At 74.3% G+C, this 19,548-nt stretch carries 17 protein-coding genes and 1 pseudogene; 8 read left to right on the plus strand and 10 right to left on the minus strand.

Annotated elements, in window-relative coordinates; genetic code table 11:
• Positions 1–112: 112 nt before the first annotated feature.
• A complete protein-coding gene (locus B1H29_RS02985; protein WP_055421255.1) occupies positions 113–2,860 on the minus strand; it encodes a helix-turn-helix transcriptional regulator in 2,748 nt (915 codons plus the stop codon).
• A 219-nt stretch (positions 2,861–3,079) separates the two neighbouring features.
• The gene (locus B1H29_RS02990) at positions 3,080–4,012 is read right to left on the minus strand and encodes a bis(hydroxyethyl) terephthalate hydrolase (protein ID WP_055421254.1); all 933 of its coding nucleotides are present in this window, start codon (positions 4,010–4,012) and stop codon (positions 3,080–3,082) included.
• 639 nt (positions 4,013–4,651) lie between these two features.
• On the opposite strand from B1H29_RS02990, the gene B1H29_RS02995 reads away from it, so the two are divergent.
• Positions 4,652–5,536, plus strand: coding sequence for a Gfo/Idh/MocA family protein (locus B1H29_RS02995; protein ID WP_055421253.1), 885 nt, complete (start codon positions 4,652–4,654; stop codon positions 5,534–5,536).
• Positions 5,537–5,542: 6 nt separating this feature from the next.
• On the opposite strand, the pseudogene B1H29_RS03000 reads toward B1H29_RS02995, so the two are convergent.
• Positions 5,543–5,800 (minus strand): annotated as a pseudogene (locus B1H29_RS03000) (hypothetical protein); the annotation flags it as partial.
• Positions 5,801–6,172: 372 nt separating this feature from the next.
• Here B1H29_RS03000 and B1H29_RS03005 point away from each other — a divergent pair.
• A complete protein-coding gene (locus tag B1H29_RS03005) occupies positions 6,173–7,387 on the plus strand; it encodes a glycoside hydrolase family 64 protein (protein WP_055421252.1) in 1,215 nt (404 codons plus the stop codon).
• Positions 7,388–7,594: 207 nt separating this feature from the next.
• Positions 7,595–7,816, plus strand: coding sequence for a hypothetical protein (locus B1H29_RS03010; protein WP_055421251.1), 222 nt, complete (start codon positions 7,595–7,597; stop codon positions 7,814–7,816).
• Between the two features lie 145 nt (positions 7,817–7,961).
• Here B1H29_RS03010 and B1H29_RS03015 read toward each other — a convergent pair whose 3' ends face one another.
• The 4 genes from B1H29_RS03015 to B1H29_RS03030 form a co-directional block, all read right to left on the minus strand.
• On the minus strand, positions 7,962–8,450 hold the full coding sequence (locus B1H29_RS03015) for a DUF5709 domain-containing protein (RefSeq protein WP_055421250.1): 489 nt from the start codon (positions 8,448–8,450) through the stop codon (positions 7,962–7,964).
• A gap of 95 nt (positions 8,451–8,545) precedes the next feature.
• Positions 8,546–10,024, minus strand: coding sequence for a hypothetical protein (locus tag B1H29_RS03020; protein WP_055421249.1), 1,479 nt, complete (start codon positions 10,022–10,024; stop codon positions 8,546–8,548).
• A 186-nt stretch (positions 10,025–10,210) separates the two neighbouring features.
• Complete coding sequence (locus B1H29_RS03025; RefSeq protein WP_055421248.1) at positions 10,211–12,565, minus strand: glycoside hydrolase family 65 protein; 2,355 nt, start codon at positions 12,563–12,565, stop codon at positions 10,211–10,213.
• Positions 12,562–13,302 carry a beta-phosphoglucomutase family hydrolase gene (locus B1H29_RS03030; RefSeq protein WP_055421247.1) on the minus strand — a complete coding sequence of 247 codons (741 nt, stop codon included), beginning with the start codon at positions 13,300–13,302 and terminating at the stop codon, positions 12,562–12,564. Before B1H29_RS03030 ends, B1H29_RS03025 begins: the two co-directional genes overlap by 4 nt.
• A gap of 54 nt (positions 13,303–13,356) precedes the next feature.
• Here B1H29_RS03030 and B1H29_RS03035 point away from each other — a divergent pair, with 54 nt between their 5' ends.
• A complete protein-coding gene (locus B1H29_RS03035; RefSeq protein ID WP_055421246.1) occupies positions 13,357–14,037 on the plus strand; it encodes a nucleoside/nucleotide kinase family protein in 681 nt (226 codons plus the stop codon).
• A 606-nt stretch (positions 14,038–14,643) separates the two neighbouring features.
• Here B1H29_RS03035 and B1H29_RS38370 read toward each other — a convergent pair.
• A complete protein-coding gene (locus B1H29_RS38370; protein ID WP_167392508.1) occupies positions 14,644–14,805 on the minus strand; it encodes a hypothetical protein in 162 nt (53 codons plus the stop codon).
• Between the two features lie 239 nt (positions 14,806–15,044).
• Here B1H29_RS38370 and B1H29_RS03040 point away from each other — a divergent pair, with 239 nt between their 5' ends.
• Together B1H29_RS03040 and B1H29_RS03045 are read left to right on the plus strand one after the other, a co-directional pair.
• The gene (locus B1H29_RS03040) at positions 15,045–15,965 is read left to right on the plus strand and encodes a MurR/RpiR family transcriptional regulator (protein ID WP_055421245.1); all 921 of its coding nucleotides are present in this window, start codon (positions 15,045–15,047) and stop codon (positions 15,963–15,965) included.
• A gap of 326 nt (positions 15,966–16,291) precedes the next feature.
• A complete protein-coding gene (locus tag B1H29_RS03045) occupies positions 16,292–16,675 on the plus strand; it encodes a hypothetical protein (protein WP_199832436.1) in 384 nt (127 codons plus the stop codon).
• Positions 16,676–16,732: 57 nt separating this feature from the next.
• Here B1H29_RS03045 and B1H29_RS03050 read toward each other — a convergent pair whose 3' ends face one another.
• A complete protein-coding gene (locus B1H29_RS03050; RefSeq protein ID WP_055421244.1) occupies positions 16,733–17,221 on the minus strand; it encodes a flavin reductase family protein in 489 nt (162 codons plus the stop codon).
• Between the two features lie 23 nt (positions 17,222–17,244).
• Positions 17,245–18,081 carry a hypothetical protein gene (locus tag B1H29_RS03055; protein WP_055421243.1) on the minus strand — a complete coding sequence of 279 codons (837 nt, stop codon included), beginning with the start codon at positions 18,079–18,081 and terminating at the stop codon, positions 17,245–17,247.
• A gap of 126 nt (positions 18,082–18,207) precedes the next feature.
• Between B1H29_RS03055 and B1H29_RS03060 the strand changes: the two genes are divergently transcribed.
• Together B1H29_RS03060 and B1H29_RS03065 are read left to right on the plus strand one after the other, a co-directional pair.
• Positions 18,208–18,942 carry a TetR family transcriptional regulator gene (locus B1H29_RS03060; protein WP_079159987.1) on the plus strand — a complete coding sequence of 245 codons (735 nt, stop codon included), beginning with the start codon at positions 18,208–18,210 and terminating at the stop codon, positions 18,940–18,942.
• Positions 18,943–19,130: 188 nt separating this feature from the next.
• Positions 19,131–19,544 carry a Zn-ribbon domain-containing OB-fold protein gene (locus B1H29_RS03065; RefSeq protein WP_055421242.1) on the plus strand — a complete coding sequence of 138 codons (414 nt, stop codon included), beginning with the start codon at positions 19,131–19,133 and terminating at the stop codon, positions 19,542–19,544.
• Positions 19,545–19,548: the final 4 nt, after the last annotated feature.

Genomic DNA, 19,548 nt, shown 5'->3' on the forward strand with positions numbered 1-19,548 from the left:
TCCTCCCCAGGCCAGGGCTTGCGGAGGCGCCCCGCGACGGGCTGACCGCCCGCGCCGGGCCTGCCCCCTGACTCGTCCTGCCCCGAAGGATGGCATACCGTCCGGTCGGTCCCTAGGGTTGTGCACCGGTCTTTTCGGTTCGCCCGGCCTGTCCGCCCTGCTCGGCATGCTCGACCATGCGGGCCAGCTCCAGGCGGGACCGTACGCCGAGTGCCGCGAAGGCCTTGCGGAGGTGGTAGTCGACGGTGCGGGTGCTCACCGCGAGGGTGAGCGCGACCTCACGGTTGGTGGCGCCCTCGGCGACCTGCCGGGCGATGCGCAACTGCTGCGGCGTCAGGCGGGACAGTGCACCGGTGCCCCCGCCGTGCGGGGCCGCTCCGAGCGCCCGCAGCTCGCCGCGCGCCTGTGCGGCCCAGACGCCGGCACCGCAGCGGTCGAAGCCGGCCAGCGCGCTGCCGAGGCGGCCGCGGGCCTCGCGGGGCCTGCGGCGCCGGCGCAGCCACTTGCCGTACAGGAGCGCCGTACGGGCCCGTTCGAAGTCGCCGCCCGCCTCGTCGTGCCGGGCGAGCGCGCGCCGGTAGAGGTCGTCGGCCCGGTCCGGCGGGGCGAGGAGGGCGTGGCAGCGGGCCAGTTGCGCGGCGGCCTGCGGATCGGCGCCGAACGCCGCCCACCCGGCGAAATCCGTCAGGACCGCGCGGGTGTCCTCGTGGCGTCCGGCGAGGACCGCGGCCTCCACGAAGCACGGCACGGCGAGCCGCCACACCGCGAAGTGCCCGCGCCCGGGCCCGGGAAGGACCAGGAGACCGAGCCGGTCGGCGGCGTCGAAGGGGCGCCCCCGGCCGAGGTCGGCCCGGGCCGCCGCCCACTCCGCGAGGGTGGCCACCTGCGCCAGTCCGTGCCGCCGGGCGGTGGCCAGCGCGGCCGTCACATGCCGGGCGACGACGTCCGGCTCCTCCTCGATCGACGCCGCGAGGGCCAGCACCGCCCGGTGGTGGGCCGCCGTGTTGCGCTGCCCGGCCCGCAGCGCGGTGCGCAGCCCCTCCTCCGCGTGGGTGCGGGCCTGCGGGTGCCGGCCGGCGCGCAGTTCGGCGTAGGCCAGGTACTCCAGGGCCTGCGGCACCAGCGCGTCCGAGCCGAGCTGCCGAGCGGCGGCCAGGGCCCGTGCCCCGGCCCGGCGGGCGGCGTCCACGTCCCCGAGCAGCAGTGCGGCAGCCGCCGACCGCAGCAGCCCCTCGGGCCGGTCGTCGGTCCTGGCCCGCTCCACCACCTGCCCGAGCGGTACGACGGCCCGGTCGAGCCGCCCTTCGAGCAGCGCCCGCATGCCGACCCGGTGGTCGCGCACGGCGCCGGCCGCGTGCGCCGAGGGGGGTGGTGCTTCGGCGTGCGCGGCAGCCCGCGTCTTCGCCCGTGGTTCGGGCGCGAGGGTGGCCAGGCACAGCGGCAGGTCTCCCGCCGCCCAGGCCGCGTCCGCGGCGGCCAGGGCGGCGCTCGCGGCGTCGGCCGGTGCGTCCTCGGCGAGCAGGGACGCGGCCAGCAGCAACGACTGATGGGCGTCGCCGACCGGCCCGTCCCGGAGTTCCGTCAGGCCACGCACCAGCTCGGCCCGCCCCCGCACCCCGGCGGGTGCGGCGCAGCCGCGGGCGGCGGCCAGCAGCGGGCGGGCCCGGTCGGGGTGGCCGGCGAGCAGGGCCTGCTCGGCCGCGGCCGTGTACCGCTCCGCCCGGGCCGGACCGTCGGCCGTCAGCTCGGCGGCACGGGCGTACGCCGTGGCGCGCAGCCGGTACGAAGCCGGCACCGCCGCGTCGGCCGCCACCGCCGCCAGCCGGTCCGCGAGCGACGGCGCGGGCGACGGGCCGGTCAGGGACCAGGAGCGGTGCAGCAGCCCCGGGAGCCGCCGGCCGCCGGCCTCCAGCACATCGGCCAGTGCGCGGTGCGCGGCACGGCGCCGGTCCGGCGCCGCGGTGGCGTGGACCGTACGGCGAACCAACGGGCCGTGGAAGCGGAGCCGGTCGTCGGCCAGGGCGAGGGGCGCGGGGAGCGGTCCCGGGGAGGGGGCCGGCGTGGACGCCGGCCGCAGGTGCCGTACGGCGTCGAGGACCAGGCTCGCGTCGACGTCCGGGCCGTCCGCGGCGCGTACGGCCGCCGCCACCGTCAGCAGCAGGTCGTGCGCGTCCGCGGACAGACCGGTCAGCGCCTCTCCCGCCACTTCGGTCAGGGCCGCGGCGTCGGCCAGGGGTCTGGGCGGGGGACGGTGCCCGCGCAGTTCGGCCGGTGTGAGCCGGCGGACGAGGGCGAGGAGCAGGGCCGGGTTCCCCTCCGCCTCGGCAAGCAGTTGCTCGCGCACGGCCGGGTCGGCGGCGCCGTCGGTCGCGTCGTCGAGCAGGGCTTCGGCCTGCGGCGGCGTGAGCGGGTCCAGGCGTACGACGGGCAGGTGGGCGTACTCCGGGTCGACGGCGCGGTGTCCGGCGACGGACAGGAGCACGCCGACGCGGGCCGTGCCGCCCAGGTGTTCGGCCGCGCGGCCCAGGGCGGTCCGGGCCGGGGCGTCCCACAGATGCGCGTCGTCGACGCACACGAGCAGCGGTGCCCCGCCGGCCGCCGCCCGCAGCGTGTCGAGCGGTTCCTCACCGGTGGCGCGGGCACCGCGGTCCGGGCCGGGGCCGAGGTGGAGTACGGGGCCGGCCCGGAAGGAGCGGGCGGCCCACTGGAGGAGCGTGGTCCGGCCGAGTCCGGGTTCGCCGGTCACGACGAGGTGGCCGCCGTGGGTGCCCAGCCCGTCCAACAGAGCACGCACCGCCTGCTGCTGCGCGCTCCGGCCGTGGATCCGCACGGCCGTACGTACGGTCGTCTCTCCGGTCATTCACGGGAGGTTACGCGCGCGTAACCTGACACGGAAGCCATCGGTCCGCCCTCACCCGCCGGGGGGTCCGCCCTGTCACCTGCGGTTGTGCACCGTACGGCCGGGATACGCACTGTGCCGCCGCCCAGCGGTCCCGGGCCCGGGCCGTGCGGCGGCACAACACGCCGGCGGCGGCCGCGACGTGCCCGCGACCACCGCCGGTTGGTGCCGTGAGAAGTGTCAGGAGCCGTGCGGGCAGTTGCCCCGGTACTCCTCGATGGTCAGGCTCGGCCGGGGCAGCGGGCACAGGAACTGCTCGTAGCGGGTGTCGTTGTCGATGAACCGCTTGAGCCAGGAAACGCTGTACTTCGCGATCGTCGTGTCCGACGTGTTCGGCGAGAAGTGGGACGCGTTGTTCAGCTCCAGGTAGGCGCGGTCCGTCCGGGACGGCAGGCTGGAGTAGAACGGTTCGGAGTGGGAGGAGACCGGGGCGATCGTGTCGCCGTCCGCTCCCACGATCAGCGTCGGGGTGGTGACCTCGGGCCAGGTCTTGTCCGTGTTCCAGGGGGTCAGGGGGATCGCGGCCTGGAGCGACGGACGGGACTTCGCGGCCTCCAGGGTGCCGCCGCCGCCCATCGAGTGGCCCATGACGCCGAGCCGGCTGCCGTCGATCCGCCCGCGGACGGAACTGCGCTCGGTGAGGTAGTCCAGGGCCGCCAGCATCTGGCGGCCGCGGGAGGCGGGCTGGTCCAGCGTGGTGTTGGTGTCGATGGTGAACACGACGAAGCCCTGCGAGGCCAGCCGCGGACCGAGCCAGGCCATGGAGGACTGGTACGCGGTGAAGCCGGGGGCGATCACGACGGCGCCGAACGTGCCGTCGCTGGTGCTGGTCGGGTAGTAGATCGTGCCGCCGCCGAAGCCGCTGACCACGAGCGAGGAGACACTCGTGTCCGACACGGAGTACGGGCCGCGCAGCGCCTCGATGCTGGACTCGGTGGGCGCCGGGCCGCGCTCGTACGGGTTGTCGGCGGCCTGGGCGCCGGGGCTGGTGAGGGTGCTGAGCGCGACGACGGCGGCGACGGCCGCCGTGACGCCGGCGAGCCGCCGCCGCGTTCCGCGGAACGCCGGGCGTGTGGCCCGGGAGGCCGCGTGGGTGTGGGGGTTCTGCTCCACGAGGAGTCGTCCTCTCTGTCGTGGCGAGGGGCCCGGCCGGTGATCGCACACGGCCCGGAACACGTGGGGTCGCGTCCCGGGACATCCGCCGGACGGGCGTCGCCGATGTGCTGGCGGTGCCACTGTCGGCGCGCGACGCGGTCCCGGGGATCGGCAGAATCACCGGCCTCACGCGACGGGCGGGCTGCGGGCCCCGGGGGACGGACACGCCCGGGAGAGACGACCGCCTCGGGCCGGGCAGACCTGAGGCCGGGCAGACCTGGGGCCGGGTGGGTCGGGCGGGGACGAGGGCGGCTCGCGTACGGCGTCCCGGGAGCCCAGCGGCGGCGCAGAGCGCTGCTCGGGACACCCGGGACGCACCACACCCGGGAATACGGGACACCCGAAGTATTCCCCGCTCGCGCGGACACCCCGGGAGCCGGGCCGCGGCCGGAGGTGCACCCAGGGCACCTCGCAGCCCCGCCCCCGCACCGCCCCCGCCGGACAGCTCGCCCGGCCGCCGTCCCGTAGGCCGCGGTCTTGCCCGGGCACCAGGTCGGTGTGGCACGCTCGGCAGCGGCCGGGCCGGCGCGCGCCGGTCGTCAGGGATGAACATCGGCGTGCCCGGGTTCGGGTTCGGCACTGCGGAGAGGCGACGGCATGCGTATCGGACTGCTCGGCACCGGGCCCTGGGCGGACACGGCGCACGCCCCCGCCCTGCGCCGGCACGACGGCCTGGACTTCGTGGGCGTGTGGGGGCGCCGCCCGGACGCCGCCGAGGAACTGGCGGACCGGCACGGCACGCGTGCCTACGACGACGTCGACGCCCTGCTGGCGGACGTGGAGGCCGTCGCGGTCGCACTGCCTCCGGCCGTGCAGGCGGAACTGGCGGAGCGCGCGGCGCGCGCCGGGCGCCATCTGCTGCTCGACAAGCCGCTCGCGGCGACGGTGGCGCAGGGGCGGGCGGTGGCCGGGGCGGTGCGCGCGGCGGGCGTCGCCTCCGTCGTCTTCTTCACCACCCGGTTCCAGCCCGAGACCGAGGCGTGGATCACCGAACAGGCCGCCGGGGGCGACTGGTTCACGGGGCGGGCGCAGTGGCTCGGCTCGGTGTTCACCGGCGACAGCCCGTTCGCGGACTCGCCGTGGCGGCGGGAGAAGGGCGCCCTGTGGGACGTAGGACCGCACGCCCTGTCCGTGCTGCTGCCGGTCCTCGGTGACGCCCGGCGGGTGACGGCGGCGGCGCCGGGCCCCGGGGACACCGTCCATGTCGTCCTCGACCACACCGGCGGCGCGTCGAGCACGCTCACGCTCAGTCTGACGGCGCCGCCGGCCGCCGCGGGTGCGACGGTGGAGCTGCGCGGCCGGGCGGGCGTGACGCTCCTGCCGGAGGCGACCGAGGGGCCGGTGCCCGCTCTGCTGCGGGCCGCGGACGCGCTTCTCGCCTCCGCCGAAGGCGGACGCCCCCACCCGTGCGACGCCGCGTTCGGCCTGCGGGTCACCGAGATCCTCGCCGAGGCCGAGGCTGTGCTGAGCGACTTTCGGTGACCGTCGTCAGGTGTCGGCCCGCTCCCGCTCGAACGGCTCGTCGCTCCACCGGAACCAAGCCCTGTCGCCCTGGATGTGCAGCAGATACTCGGCGACCGGCCCGTCGGGAGTAACCAGCCGCACACGTCGTTCGATCTCGGCGTAGACCTCCTCCCACCGGTCCCAGTGCCCCTCGCCGTCCCGCTCCGCGAGGGCGAGTTCGCGGGCGCACAGGTCCTGGACGGCACCGAACGCCGGACCGGCGCGGAACCGGCCCGACAGCCATGCGTCGTGCGTGGCGCGCTCCCGCTGTCAGTCGAGGTACGCCGGGACGACGGGGAGGGAGCGCGGGAGTGAGGTGAACTGCACGGCTCTGCCCTCCTTCCGTCCGTCTCGGGGCGTGGCTCGACAGCACGGACACCGAGCGAGCACGGCCACCGGTGTTCCGGCGTGGATTAACCCGGGCTTAAACGGCGCTTAAGCGTGCCCTGCGCGGCGGCGGGCACCCCAAGTCCCAGCAGGGGCAACGGCCTTGAGGGGGCCCGGGGACGGTTGGCCGGGCCATCCGTTGTGCGTACCATCGGCCCACGTTGCGAGAGCGCTCTCAGAATTCCGCTTTCGCACTGTCATGCCCCGATCAGTATGGAGACCCCCCACATGACTCCTCGTCACCAGCGCCCGCTCGGCCGCCGCAAGCTGCTCGTCGCCCTCGGTGGAGCGGTCGTGGCCGCGCCCGTCGCCGCCGCCGTCGCCCCGCACGCCCTCGCCGGCGTCGGCTCGGACGGCGGCACGGCCACCCCCCAGGCCGAGGCGGCGGGCGCCCTGCCGCTGACGATCGTCAACGGCACCGGCTCCTTCGGCGACGCCGACGTGCACGTCTACATCGTCGGCAACCAGGACGGCCGGCAGGTGCGCGTCACGCCCGACGGCACCGTCGCGCCCGTGGCGCTGTCGGACAACGGCGCCGACGGCTACACCGACTACGCGATCGGCCTCGCCGGCGGCGGCGAGACGAAGCTGAACCTGCCGTACCTCTCCGGCCGGATCTACGTGTCGCTCGGGGGGAAACTGAAGTTCAAGGTGGTCACCGACGGCGCCGGCGACCCGGCGCTGCAGTACCCGGCGGGCTGGGTCGAGTCCGACCCCAACTACGGGGTGCTGCACGACTGCGCCGAGTTCACCTACAACTCCGCCGGGATGTTCTGCAACACCACCATGGTCGACATGTTCAGCGTGCCGCTCGCCATCCGGCTGACCGGCGCGAAGGACCAGACGACGGGCACCGTGCGCGCCGGCGGACGAGCGGCCGCCTTCGAGGCGATGCGCCGGGTCGAGGAGTTCGCCCCGCTGGTCGTGGACGACACCCGGGTGATAGCGCCGGGGCACGGCCTGGACGCCGGTCTCTTCCCCAAGGACTACCTCGCCCCGTACATCGACGAGGTGTGGAGCACCTACACGGGCAAGGACCTCAGGGTCACCACCAACGCCGGGACCTTCACCGGCCGGGTGCGTGGTGACCGGCTGACCTTCGACGGGCCCGCCCAGGTGTCGTTCGCCAAGCCGTCCACCCGGGACGTGCTGTTCTGCGACGGCGCCATCGCCGCGCCCAACGACGGCACGACCGGTCCCGTCGCCGCGGTCCTCGGCGCCGGCTTCAACCGCTCCACGCTGCTCTCCTCGGCCGACCACCCGACGACCGACCCGGCGGCGTTCTACGCCACCGCGCTGACCAACCACTACGCCAAGGCCGTGCACGCGGCCACCGAGGACGGCAGGGCGTACGGCTTCGCCTTCGACGACGTGGCGGACTTCGCCTCCTACATCCAGGACACGGCACCCACCGGGTTCCGGCTGACCCTCACCGCGTTCTAGGCCGAACCGGGGGCGCCCCGCGTGCGGGAGGCCGGGCGGCCCGACCGCGTGCCGCTGGTGGATCCGGCGCAAGCGCGGCGCGCCGGGCCGGGCTGGATCACGTCGGCCTCCGGATGCGGGGGCCGCTTCCGCATTGAATGGTGTTATCGGGATATTCGGGACCGACAACAGCACGGCACCGAAGCAGCGATCCGAGGAGCACTGATCATGTCGACGTCACAGCCTGACGCCTCCCGACCGTCCGAAGCCCGCGCGGGGGACGACCGCGTCACCCCGGACGACCTGCTCCACACCCGCAACGGCACGGACGTGTCCCCGGAGGACCTCGTCCTCGCGGCCGGCCGGGACGTCACCCCGAAGAACCTCGAATGGGCCAGGCGCAAGCTGGACGAGGAGGGGCCCGCCGCCCTCGACAAGTTGCTGCCCTGACCCCGGGCGGCCGCCCGGCATCACAGGGCGCCACAGGGCGTCACTGCGCACCACAGGGCGTCACAGGGCCCGGACCGGCGCGGGCGGCACCGGTCCGGGCCCTGCGACGGGTGGGCGCTCGAAGGGGTCGGCGGCGCGGCCGGGCCTACCGGCCGTCCTCCCTGTCCGGCAGCTCCGTCTCGTCCTCCACGACGTGCATGGCGGCCTCCTCGGCGCCCGCGGCTCCGCCGTCGACGCCGACGTCCTGCGCGACGGTCTCCTTCGTCGTGTCGGCGTGCGCGCCCTCGTCGGGAGCGACCAGGCGGCCGGAGCGGGCGGTGCCCGCCTCGGGGTCGACCGGCTCGCCCTCGCCGCCGGGCTCGTCGCCCACGCCGTCCCCGTCCGGGGCGGACACGTCGGGCGTCTCCTGGGAGAGCCGTTCGTCGAGGGTCTCGCCGTCGTGCTGCTCGGCGGCCGTGGTGCCGTGCTTGGTCACGCCGAGGGGTTTCTCCGGCGGGGAGTAGCCCTCGTCGAGCGTGTCGTCGTAGGTCCGCTCGTCGACGGCGTCCTGGAGGTCGAGGGGCGCGGCGTCCTCCTGCTCCTCGTTGGTTCCGGTGGGCTGGTAGACGTCGTCGGCCATCGGGTCCGTGCCCATCGCCGCCTCCCTCTCGCGCTGCGTCGGCTCGGTGGTCTGGGTGTGCGGTTCGCGTTTCCCGATACGCGCTCTCTAACCCGTTCCGGCCGGGATCCTCACTCCCGGGGCGCGACGCGGATGCTGAGGTCGGCGATGCGGTGCGGGGCCCAGTCGCGGGCGTAGCCGGGCGGGGTGCCGCCCGGACCGGTGACGGCGGCCACCGGGATGCGGCGGGCGGTGTCCACGATCTCGGCGGCGGTGGTGTTCTCGTTGTTGCCGCTGGTGGCGCCGGAGGAACAGCCCGTGTAGTAGCCGATCGGGATGGACTCGTGGCCGGTGATCAGACAGGGCGGGCGGACGCCGAGCCGGTGCAGTTCGCCGGCGACGCGGGCCCAGTCCTCACGGCTCGCGACGTTGCGGTCCACGGTGCCCACCAGGACGGCGAACTGCACCGCCAGGTGGCCGGCCAGCGCGAGCGCGACGAGCGGCGCGACCACCGGCCGCCACCGGCCGCGCGCGGTGCCGACCAGGTGCCACAGCGCGCCGGCGACCGGGACGGCGAGCAGGGCGTAGGCGGGCTGCAGGAAGCGGGGTGCCGCGTAGCCGATCATGAACAGGTACGGCAGCGCGGCCGTCACCGCGCAGGCGAACGGGATCACCGTGCGGGCGGCCCGCCGGGCCCGGACCGCGACGACGACCCCGAGGACCGCGACGGCCGGCAGGACGACCCACCACAGGGTGACCACCGGGTGCGGCATCGAGCCGGTGCACGGACGGCACAGGCCCCGGCCGCCCAGGCTGCGCATCTGGTCGTCGACGGCGATGTTCCAGCCGAGGCCGCCCTGGATCTCGGAGGCCCTAGACAGCCGCTCCCCGAAGCCCCCGTACCAGCCGTACGCCTCGATCACCCACTCCACTCCCCCGGCCGCGAGACCGCCCGCGAGGGCGAGCAGCAGCAGCCAGTGGCGGCGTACGAGGACGAGGACGAGCAGGGGCAGGGTCACCCAGACGGCGTCCGTGGGCCGCATCCACGCCATGAGCGCGGCTCCGGCCACCACCTCCCACAGCGCGGCCCGGCCGGACAGTCCCTGCCGGCAGCGCAGGAAGGCGCCCACGCAGACCAGGGCGCCGATCGCGACCCAGTAGTTGGGCATGGCCTGCGGACCGTAGAAGAGGGTCACCCACAGGGTGGCGAAGAACGCGCCGGCCGTGGCCAGGACGCGGGCCGGGAACAGTCCCTTCCAGGCCCGCAGGGCGAGGTACAGGCCGAGGCCGGACAGTACGGCGAGGTAGACGCGCAGCAGTTCGGTGGACGACGACCAGGACGCGACGGGCGCGACCAGCAGGGACACGCCGCGGGAGCGCGGTGCGCTGAAGAAGGCGGCCGGGTGGTGGGCGGTGACCTGGCTGACGTACACCGTCTCGTCCCAGCCGAGGCCCATCCCGGGGTGGACGAAGGCCAGTTGCAACAGAGTGAAGACGGCGGCCACCGCCGCGATCAGGACGTCACCGCGCAGACGCCGTGGGATACCGGACGTCGTCGCCGCCGGGTCCCGCCGTCTGCCGGCGAGCGCGGCTCCAGCACCGTCGGCCATCGTGCACCCCTCACCCCCGCTCGTCGCGGGGCCGCTCGTCCTCACCTCCAACGCCAGTGGCGGGAGCCCGGAAAACCCGGAAATCAAGGTCAAACTAACCCGAGCGCCACGGAAGCGCAGGGGGGAACTCGGCCAGTCGCGCTGGCTCGTTCCCTCCCGCGCCTCCGCTCCCCCGTGTTCCGCCGGTCAGCGGGCGTTGGGGCGGCGGTGCGGGGGCTGTTCGGGGGTGGGACGCCGCTTGGGCGCCGGGACGGCCCGGGTGACGGGGCCGTCCCCGTTCACGGTCAGCGCGCTCCCGTGGTGGTGGATCGTCAGGGGAGCGCCGCTCAGCAGTGTGTACGTCGCCTTGTCGGCGCCGATCTCCACCCGCAGGCACCGGCCGCGGAACTGGAGCCGGAAGGCGAGGCGGCTGAACTTCTCGGGCAGGCGCGGTGTGAAGCGGAGGCCGTCGCCGTCCCGGCGGGTGCCGCCGAAGCCGGCGACCAGCGCCATCCACGTACCGGCCAGTGAGGCGATGTGGAGTCCGTCGCGGGTGTTGTGCTCCAGGTCCGCCAGGTCCATCAGCGCGGCCTCGGCCGCGTAGTCGTAGGCCAGCCGCAGATGTCCGGTCTGCGCGGCGACGACGGCCTGGCAGCACGCGGACAGGGAGGAGTCCCGCACGGTCAGTGGCTCGTAGTAGGCGAAGTTGCGGGCGATCTGGTCCTCGTCGCAGTGGGCGTCGAACCAACTGCCGCAGGTGTACATGGCCAGCACCAGGTCGGACTGCTTGATCACCTGCTTGCGGTAGAGGTCGAAGTAGGGGAAGTGCAGCATGAGCGGGTACTGGTCGGCGCCGGTGTCGGCGAAGTCCCAGCGCTGGTGGCGGGTGAAGCCCGCGTGCTGCTCGTGGACGCCGATCTCCTCGTTGTAGGGGATGTGCACGGACTCGGCGGCGTCCCGCCAGGCGGCGCTCTCCTCGTCGTCCACGCCCAGCCGGGCCGCCTCGTCCGGGTGGCGCTCGCACGCCTCGGCCGCGGCGAGCAGGTTCGAACGTGCCATGAGGTTGGTGTACGTGTTGTCGTAGGCGATGGCGCTGTACTCGTCCGGGCCGGTGACGCCGTCGATGTGGAAGACGCCGTGGTGGTCGTGGTGACCCAGCGAGCGCCACAGCCGGGCCGTCTCCACCAGGAGTTCCAGGGCGGTGTCGCGTTCGAAGTCGGTGTCGCCGGTCGCCGCCGTGTACCGCACCGCGGCGTGCGCGATGTCGGCGGCCACGTGGAAGGCGGCCGTGCCGGCCGGCCAGTACGCGGAGCCCTCCGAGCCGTCGATGGTCCGCCACGGGAACGCGGCGCCGCGCAGCCCCAACTGGGTGGCGCGGTCCCGGGCCGCGGGCAGGGTGTCCCGGCGCCAGCGCAGCGCCTCGGCGACGGCCTTGGGCTCGGTGTAGGTCAGCACGGGCAGCACGAACATCTCGGTGTCCCAGAACGCGTGTCCGTCGTAACCGGAGCCGGTCAGTCCCTTGGCCGGAATCGCCCGCTGTTCGGCGCGCGCCCCGGCCTGCAGGACGTGGAACAGGGCGAAGCGCACGGCCTGCTGGATCTCCTCGTCGCCGTGCACCTCGACATCCGCCCGCGCCCAGAAGTCTTCGAGGTAGGCGCACTGCTCCGCCACCAGACCGTCCCAGCCGCTGTGCGCGGCGGCGGCGAGCGCCGCCTCGACCTGGTCGCTCATCGCGGGCCGGGAGCGGGCGCCCGACCAGCCGTGGGCGACCGTCTTCTGCACGCGCAGCCGCTGTCCCGGCGCCAGTACGGAGGTGATGGTCAGGCGGGCCACGTCGGCGTTGCTCTCGCTGCTGGTGGTGATCTCCCCGGTGGTGTCGACGACGTGGTCGGCGGCCACGGCGACCCTGAGACCACTGCGCCGCGTCCGGTGGACCAGGCGCAGCCGGGACCCGTCGGCCATGTCCTCCTCGGGCTCCAGCGGGGACTGCAGCGCCTTGGCCGTGCGGGGGTCGCCGTCGGGCTCGGGCAGGCTCTCGTTGGTGACGAGCTCCGACTGGATGACCACCCGGGTCCGGCTGTCGACGGGCTCGACCTCGTACTCCACGGCGGCGATGGCCCGCTGGGTGAGGGAGACCAGCCGGGTGGAGCGCACCCGGATGGTCGTACCGGCCGGGGAGGTCCACTCGCAGGTCCGCTCCAGCACTCCGCGCCGCAGGTCCAGGGTGCGTTCGTGCTTGACGAGCCGCCCGTAGCGCAGGTCGAAGGGCTCGTCGTCGACGAGCAGCCGCAGCAGCTTGCCGTTGGTGACGTTGATGACGGTCTGGCCGGACTCGGGGTAGCCGTAGCCGGCCTCGGCATACGGCAGCGGGTGGAGTTCGTGGACGCCGTTGAGGTAGCTGCCGGGCAGGCCGTGCGGTTCGCCCTCGTCGAGGTTGCCGCGCCAGCCGATGTGCCCGTTGGACAGGGCGAAGACGGACTCGCTCTGGGCGAGGAGGTCGAGGTTGAGGGCGGTCTCGCGCACCGACCAGGGCTCGACGGCGTACGTCCGGTTGGTGATCACGCCCGGCCTCCCAGTTCGGTGAGGTCCTTGACGACGCGGTCGGCGCCGTGGGCGTAGAGGGCGTCGGTCCGGCCGACGCGGTCGACGCCGACGACGTAGCCGAAGTGTCCGGAGCGGCCGGCGTCCATGCCGGCCAGCGCGTCCTCGAACACGGCGGCATGGGACGGCTCGACGCCGAGGTCGCGGGCGGCGGCGAGGAAGGTGTCGGGGCGTGGCTTGCCCGGCAGCTTCCGCGCCCTGGCCACCACGCCGTCGATCCTTACGTCGAACAGGCGCTCGGCGTCGATGGAGCGCAGCACGTCGCGGGTGTTGGCGCTGGAGGAGACGATCGCGGTGGCGAGGCCGGCGGCACGGACCGCGTCGATGTAGCGCAGGGTGCCCTCGTACGGCTCGACACCGTCGGTGCGGATCCTCTCGAGGAGCGATGCGTTCTTGCGGTTGCCGACGCCGTTGACGGTGCGCGCGTCCGGCGGGTCGTCGGGATCACCCTCGGGGAGTTCGATGCCGCGGGAGGCGAGGAAGGAGCGCACGCCGTCGGCGCGGGGGCGGCCGTCGACGTACTCGTCGTAGTCGGAGTCGGAGAAGGGGCGGAAGTCCGCGCCGTCCCGCTCGCGCAGAAGGGCGTCGAACGTCTCCTTCCAGGCGGCCGCGTGCACCACCGCCGTCCTGGTGACGACCCCGTCGAGGTCGAAGAGGCAGGCCCGGATGCCCTCGGGAAGTCCTAGCTGCGTCGTCATACCCGACACAGTTCCCCGCGGGGGCGGGTCCGATCAGGTGACACACTCTGCGGTGTGCCGCTGACTTTCGACGACCTCCTCATCCGTGCCCGCTCCCTCCCGAAGGGCGGGCGGCGAGCGCTCCTCGGCATCACCGGAAGCCCCGGCGCCGGAAAGTCGACGCTCGCCGGGCATCTGGTGCGGGAGCTGAACGGGAACGGTGAGCCGTGGGTCGCGTACGTCCCCATGGACGGCTTCCACCTCGCCGACGCCGAACTGGACCGGCTCGGCCGCCGGGACCGCAAGGGCGCGCCGGACACCTTCGACGCGGCCGGGTACGCGGCGCTGCTGCGCCGGCTGCGCGAGGAGGCGGACGGCGCGGAGTCGGACGGCGAGACCGTGTACGCGCCCGGCTTCGAGCGGGTGCTGGAGCAGCCGGTCGCCGGGGCGGTGCCGGTGCCGCCGTCGGCGCGGCTGGTCGTGACGGAGGGCAACTACCTGCTGCTGGAGACCGGGGCGTGGGCACGGGTGCGCTCCCGGCTCGACGAGGTGTGGTTCTGCGAGGCGGCGGAGACCGAGCGGGTCCGCCGGCTGGTGGCGCGGCACGAGCGGTTCGGCAAGTCCCGTGAGGACGCGGTCGCCTGGACTCTCGGCACCGACCAGCGCAACGCCGACCTGGTCGCCGCGACCCGGGACCGCGCCGACCTCGTGGTACCGGCGGGGGCGATGCCGGGCGCGGACGACCGGGTGCGCTGACCCGCAGGGGTTCGGGCTCCCCCGCCTGCGGCCTTCCTCGCGCACGGCGCCCCGTGTCGCCCGGCTCACCGGTGCCGGTCGCGATCGTCGCGGTCCCGCGTCCCGAGCCCGCACGGTCCGGTCCTGATCCGCGGCCGTCCCATGCCCTGGTCCGTCGGACGGGCCGGCCTCCCCGCAGGAGTGGGGCGTCACCGCCCCCGGCCCGCCTCGGGCCGGAGCGGCTCGCGGCGCGCTGCCGGGGACGCCGCCGAGGGGACACCGCCGAGGGGACACCGCCGAGGGCGGGATACCACTGATAGCGGCGTCGGTGGTCGCGCCGCTCGCCCGTGGCTGTCGGCGGCTCCGTTCGGGCGGTCTCCGGCCCAGCGTCACGGGCACCGCTCACCAGGCCGTCGGTGCGGCCCGGTCGACGACGCCGGTCGCCCGGCCATCAGCCGACCGCCGGCCGGACGCGGCGGCACGCGCGGGCCCCGGCCACGTCCGGCCGGCATCCCGCGTGCGGGAAGCCGTCGACGCCCGCGGGCGGCACCGCGCCGCCCGCCGCACGGGAGCGTCCGCCCGGCACGTCGTCCGGCCTGGCGAGGTGCACGGCCGGTTACCGGACGGTCATTCCTCGTCGTAGTCGTCGGGGCGCACGTGCGCCTCCTCCAGGGCCTCGCGCATGGTCCGGCCGGTACCGCCCGGCGGACGGGACGCGTCCTCTTCGCGCTGGTCGAGAACGTCGTCGGTGGTGTCGGTCTTCGGCCGGTTCTCTTCCGGGACGGTCATGACGGCGGCTCCTCGTCCGTGCTGTGGCTACTTCCGTGGCGGCGGGTTCCCGGACCGCGCCGTGCTATCCACGCGGGCCGCGGACGCCGGTTCCGTGCAGGGCGGTCTCCGGCCCGAAGCGGCCCGGGGGCGTCCCTGCAACGGCCCCGGAACGGCCCCGGGACGGCCCGTGACACCGTCCTGCCGGACACGGGGGGTGAGCTATGTTGACCTCCGTGGGAGACAAAGGAGGCGCACCCGTGTCATCGCCACAGCAGGCACGCGCGCAGGCATCGGCGATCACCTCGGGACGGGCGGTGCCGGAGACGGAGGCCTCGCCCACGTCCCGGCTCAGGACGCTGTTCGACCGTCCCCGTCTCTCCCCGGGCCAGCGGCGCATCGCGCAGTACCTCATCGAGCACCTCACCGAGGCGGCGTTCCTGTCGATCACCGACCTCGCCGACCGGGCGGGTGTGAGCCAGCCGTCGGTGACGCGGTTCGCCTCGGCGGTCGGCTTCAGCGGTTACCCGGCGCTGCGGGAGCAGCTCCAGTCGATCGCGCTGGGCACCCGTGGCGGCGGGGCCCCGGCCGAGGAGAACCGGGGCAACGAACTCCAGGCGGCCGTCGACGCCGAGATCGAGAACCTGGAGAACCTGCGGCGCGACTTCGCCGACGCGGACCGGGTGATCGACGTGGGGCGCAAGCTGGCCGCCTCCGCGCCGCTGACCGTGCTCGGGCTGCGCATCTCCGTCTCGCTCGCCGAGTACTTCGCCTACGCCGCCCGCCGCGTCCATCCCGACGTACGCCTGGTGACCCGGGGCGGCACCGTCGCCTACGACGCGCTGCTCCAGTCCCGGGAGGCGGGCGGCACCTGGGTGCTGGCCTTCTCCATGCCCCGGCACGCCCACGAGACCCTGGGCGCCGTCCGGGTGGCGCGCGGTGCCGGACTGAAGGTGGCGCTGATCACCGACCTGGCGCTCGGGCCCCTCGTCGACGAGGCGGACGTCACCTTCGCCACCGGCACGGGGTCGCGGCTGGTCTTCGACTCCTACGCGGCGCCGGGCGTGATGTGCGCGGCGCTGCTCCAGGCCATGACCGACGCCGATCCCGAGCGGACGCAGGCCCGGCTGGAGGAGTACGAGCAGGTCGCCGACCAGCACCAGTTCTTTCTCCGGGACTGAACCGTTCCCGCTTTCCCGGGGCGGGCGCGGCGAATTGGTCGGCGCAGAGGGGTGCCATCCCCGTCAAAGCAGACATGAATGTTTTCATACGTCTTGCAAAGCGGATGGCATATATAAATACTGCTCACGGATCGCGACCCGGCCGCCCCGGAGCGCGTCCGCACCTGCGTGAACACCCTGGCCGCCGACTCCTACCCGCTCCGGCGCGCCGCGGGTGTTCCGTCGGGCATCGCCTGCGCGAGCGCCCGCGGCGGTCCCGGTCGTCCCCTGGACCGGGACCGCCCCAACCGTCGCCCCACCCCGCCGACGCCGCACACCCGGAAGCGATGATCATGCACCTGACGACGACGCGCATCAGCCCCGACTGGCCGTGCCAGGTCAAGACACCCGGCAGCTACGACTGGGAACGCTCGGCCGTCAAGTGGCTGCGCGAGCTGGTGCCGGCCCGCTACGCCGGATACCCGACGCTGATCCGCCACCCGGTGCTGCTCGCCCGCCATGCGCAGATCCAGGTCCAACACGAGATCCGGGTGGCCCGCACCGCCCTGCAGACGGCCCGGGCGGACCTGCCCCGGCTCGGTCTGGCCGAGTCGGTCATCGAACACACCGTCAAGCTGTACGCGGCGGAGGTCCTGCAGTTGCAGCACATCGCGCGCAGCGTGCGTGCGGTCACCGAGGCGCTGGTCGAGCGGGGAGCTGCCGGTCGCTGACCCGCACGGGACCGTACGGGTGCCGGACGCGCCGGCCCGATCACCGCGAGCTCCCGGTCAGTCCACCGGGTGGCCGGGCCGGATGGTGCGGGCGTCGGCGAGCCGCAGCAGCCGTCCGCCCGACGTCTCCCGCCCGCCCCACTCGACCGGTTCGAGGACGAAACCGACGTGGTCGCCCCCGGCGGCCCGCTCCACCACCCGGCCGACGAACCACGCCTCGGCGTCCTCCAGCACCACCGCCCCGCCGTACCCCGCACGCCAGCGGACCTCGTGGAACTTGTCCACCAGGTCGCCGGTCCGCCCCCCGAAGACCTCGGCCGTCCCGCGCTGGTCGCGGGCGAGCAGATGGACGGCCAGCACGTCGGCGGACCGCGCCACCCGGAAGGTCCGGTTGACCTCGGAGAGCCATACGACGAAACGCACGGGATCGATGGAGCACTGCGAGGAGAAGCCGACCAGACAGCCCGCCCGCTCCCCGTCCGCCGCGGCCGTCACCACGCACATGTCCGGGTCGAGCCGGCCGAGAAACACGTCCATGACGGTCATGCTAGGTGCCGTTCCCCCTCGGGTCAGGCCTCCAGGAGGCGCCGCAGGGCCGCCCGCAGCGCGGTGACGAAGGAGTCGCGGCCCGCCTCGTCGAGGGCGTCCAGCGACAGGTAGGGGTTGAGGTCCTCCAGCTCGACCAGGAGCAGCTCACCGCCGGGCGCGCGGCAGGCGTCGACGCGCTGGATGCCGTGGTCGACGCCGTTCCACTCGACGAACCGCCGCGCGAAGTCGAGGTCCTCCGGGGTCGCGTCGTACGGCTCCAGCCGCCAGCGCCGCTCGGGGTGCGGTGCGTACAGGGCGTACTGGAAGTCGTGGTCGACGAAGTAGAAGGAGATCTCGTGGGCGAAGTCGACGCGCGGCTGGACGAGGACGTCCCCGGCGTCGGCGCGCACCGTCGCCCGTACGCGGTCCGCGGGCACGAACCGCAGGCCCGTCGAGTCCGCGCCGAGCTTGGGCTTGACGACGTACTGGTCCGCCGCCGGCAGCCGGTGCAGGTCCTCCGCCCGGCCGACGGTGGGGATGACCGGGTACCCCGCCTCGGTCAGGTCGAGGAGGTACTGCTTGCCGGCCATGTCCGCCCGGCCGGTGAGCTGGTTGTAGACGCGCGTACCGCGCTCGGCCGCGCGCTCGCGGAAGGCGTCGTAGGCCGCCCGGTACCCCAGTACGGGACCGCTGTTGCGGACGACGACCGCGTCGAACGCGTCCAGCAGCGCGGCGGCGTCGCGCGGGTGGCACAGGGCCAGGTCGAAGTCCTCGCGCAGCCGGGAGGTCAGGAAGATGTCCTCGTCGCAGTAGCGCCGCCCGCGCGCCTCGTAGGCGAGGTCGGTGACGTACAGAACGCGGGGGCGGGTGAACGGCATGCGGCACTCCTCGGGCTGACCGGAAGCGATCGTATGCGACCGGGCAGCGGAACAGCGGGGTACTCGGTTCCCCGCCTACCCTGCACTGAGTGTCACGGCCGCCGGTGAGCTGCTACGTTCCCCTTCATGAGCTCCAGCAGTGCGGCGCCCCGCCGCGAGGACCGGACGGACGCGGCGGGCACCCGGCCGCCGATGCGGGAGGCACTGGTCGCGGCGGCCTTCCGGCTGTTCCTCGAACGGGGCTACGAACAGACGACCGTCGACGACATCGTCGCGCTCGCCGGAGTCGGACGGCGGTCGTTCTTCCGCTACTTCCCCTCCAAGGAGGACGTGGTCTTCCCCGACCACGAGCGGTGCCTGGCCGACATGACGGCCTTCCTGACCGCCTCCCCCGAGGACGCCGACCCGGTGACCCGGGTCTGCGACGCGGCCCGGCTCGTACTGCGCATGTACGCCGAGAACCCGGCCTTCTCGGTGCAGCGTTACCACCTCACCAAGAAGGTCCCCGGGCTGCGCGCGTACGAGCTGTCGGTGGTGTGGCGCTACGAGCGCGCCCTCGCCGAGTACCTGCGCGGGCGCCTGGGCGGGCGGCCGGACGGGATCCTGCACGCCGACGTGATCGCGGCCGCGGTGGTCGCGGCGCACAACAACGCCCTGCGGTCCTGGCTGCGTTCGGACGGGCGGGACGACGCGGGCGCCGCGGTGGACCACGCGCTGGGGTACGCGCAGTCCGCGTTCGGCGGTGTTCCGGTTCCGCTCCGCGACGAGGCGCCCGAGGACGTGGTGGTCGTGGTCTCCCGGCGCGGGACACCCCTGTGGCAGGTGGTGCGGGAGGTCGAGACCGCGTTCGCCCGCGACTGACGGCCGGCGGCCGCGGAGTCACGGGTGCGAAAACGAGGGTGCGAAATCGAGGGTACGGAGTGCCTTTACGCGTGACACTCAGTGCCATACGCTGTGGTGCGTGCACGGTGGCACGACGAGCCGCGCATGCGCGTGCCCGGGCGACCGCGCACGTGGGATTCCGGCCCGAGTGCAGGGAGTTGACCAGCGTGTACCACCACTCAGGAAACGTCGCTCGGCAGGCAGTCGGTTCCGCGACGGGCGTGCTCGACCCCAAGGCCCCGGAGGCCGAGGCCATCTTCTTCCAGCGCTGCACCTGGTGCGGCACCGCCATGTACCACCGGGTGCTGTGCCCGGTCTGTCGCGGCAGTGACCTGCGGACCGAACGCAGCGAGGGCGCGGGGACGGTGCGTCACGCCACGGTGGTGCACCGCAACACCCCCGCCGCGCGCAACGTGTCCCTGATCGAGATGGCCGAGGGCTTCGTGCTGCGCGGCCGGGTCATGGGCCCGCTCATCGGCATCCACAGCGGGGACCGGGTGCGGCTGTCCACGGCCAAGGACCCGGTGCGGGGCGAGCCGGTCTTCCAACTGGTCGACGAGCCGTACCGGGCCTGGACCTGAGCGC

Origin of the sequence: Streptomyces pactum (assembly GCF_002005225.1) — a bacterium.
Taxonomy (GTDB): Bacteria; Actinomycetota; Actinomycetes; order Streptomycetales; family Streptomycetaceae; genus Streptomyces; species Streptomyces pactum_A.

Excerpts from the sequence above, each read along its gene's own strand:
- B1H29_RS03045 (WP_199832436.1), top strand. The coding sequence starts at position 16,292 with ATGATCATGCACCTGACGACGACGCGCATCAGCCCCGACTGGCCGTGC.
- B1H29_RS02995 (WP_055421253.1), top strand. The coding sequence starts at position 4,652 with ATGCGTATCGGACTGCTCGGCACCGGGCCCTGGGCGGACACGGCGCAC.
- B1H29_RS03015 (WP_055421250.1), bottom strand. The coding sequence starts at position 8,450 with ATGGGCACGGACCCGATGGCCGACGACGTCTACCAGCCCACCGGAACC.
- B1H29_RS02985 (WP_055421255.1), bottom strand. The coding sequence starts at position 2,860 with ATGACCGGAGAGACGACCGTACGTACGGCCGTGCGGATCCACGGCCGG.
- B1H29_RS03020 (WP_055421249.1), bottom strand. The coding sequence starts at position 10,024 with ATGGCCGACGGTGCTGGAGCCGCGCTCGCCGGCAGACGGCGGGACCCG.
- B1H29_RS03055 (WP_055421243.1), bottom strand. The coding sequence starts at position 18,081 with ATGCCGTTCACCCGCCCCCGCGTTCTGTACGTCACCGACCTCGCCTAC.
- B1H29_RS03060 (WP_079159987.1), top strand. The coding sequence starts at position 18,208 with ATGAGCTCCAGCAGTGCGGCGCCCCGCCGCGAGGACCGGACGGACGCG.
- B1H29_RS03010 (WP_055421251.1), top strand. The coding sequence starts at position 7,595 with ATGTCGACGTCACAGCCTGACGCCTCCCGACCGTCCGAAGCCCGCGCG.
- B1H29_RS03005 (WP_055421252.1), top strand. The coding sequence starts at position 6,173 with ATGACTCCTCGTCACCAGCGCCCGCTCGGCCGCCGCAAGCTGCTCGTC.
- B1H29_RS38370 (WP_167392508.1), bottom strand. The coding sequence starts at position 14,805 with ATGACCGTCCCGGAAGAGAACCGGCCGAAGACCGACACCACCGACGAC.
- B1H29_RS03050 (WP_055421244.1), bottom strand. The coding sequence starts at position 17,221 with ATGACCGTCATGGACGTGTTTCTCGGCCGGCTCGACCCGGACATGTGC.
- B1H29_RS03030 (WP_055421247.1), bottom strand. The coding sequence starts at position 13,302 with ATGACGACGCAGCTAGGACTTCCCGAGGGCATCCGGGCCTGCCTCTTC.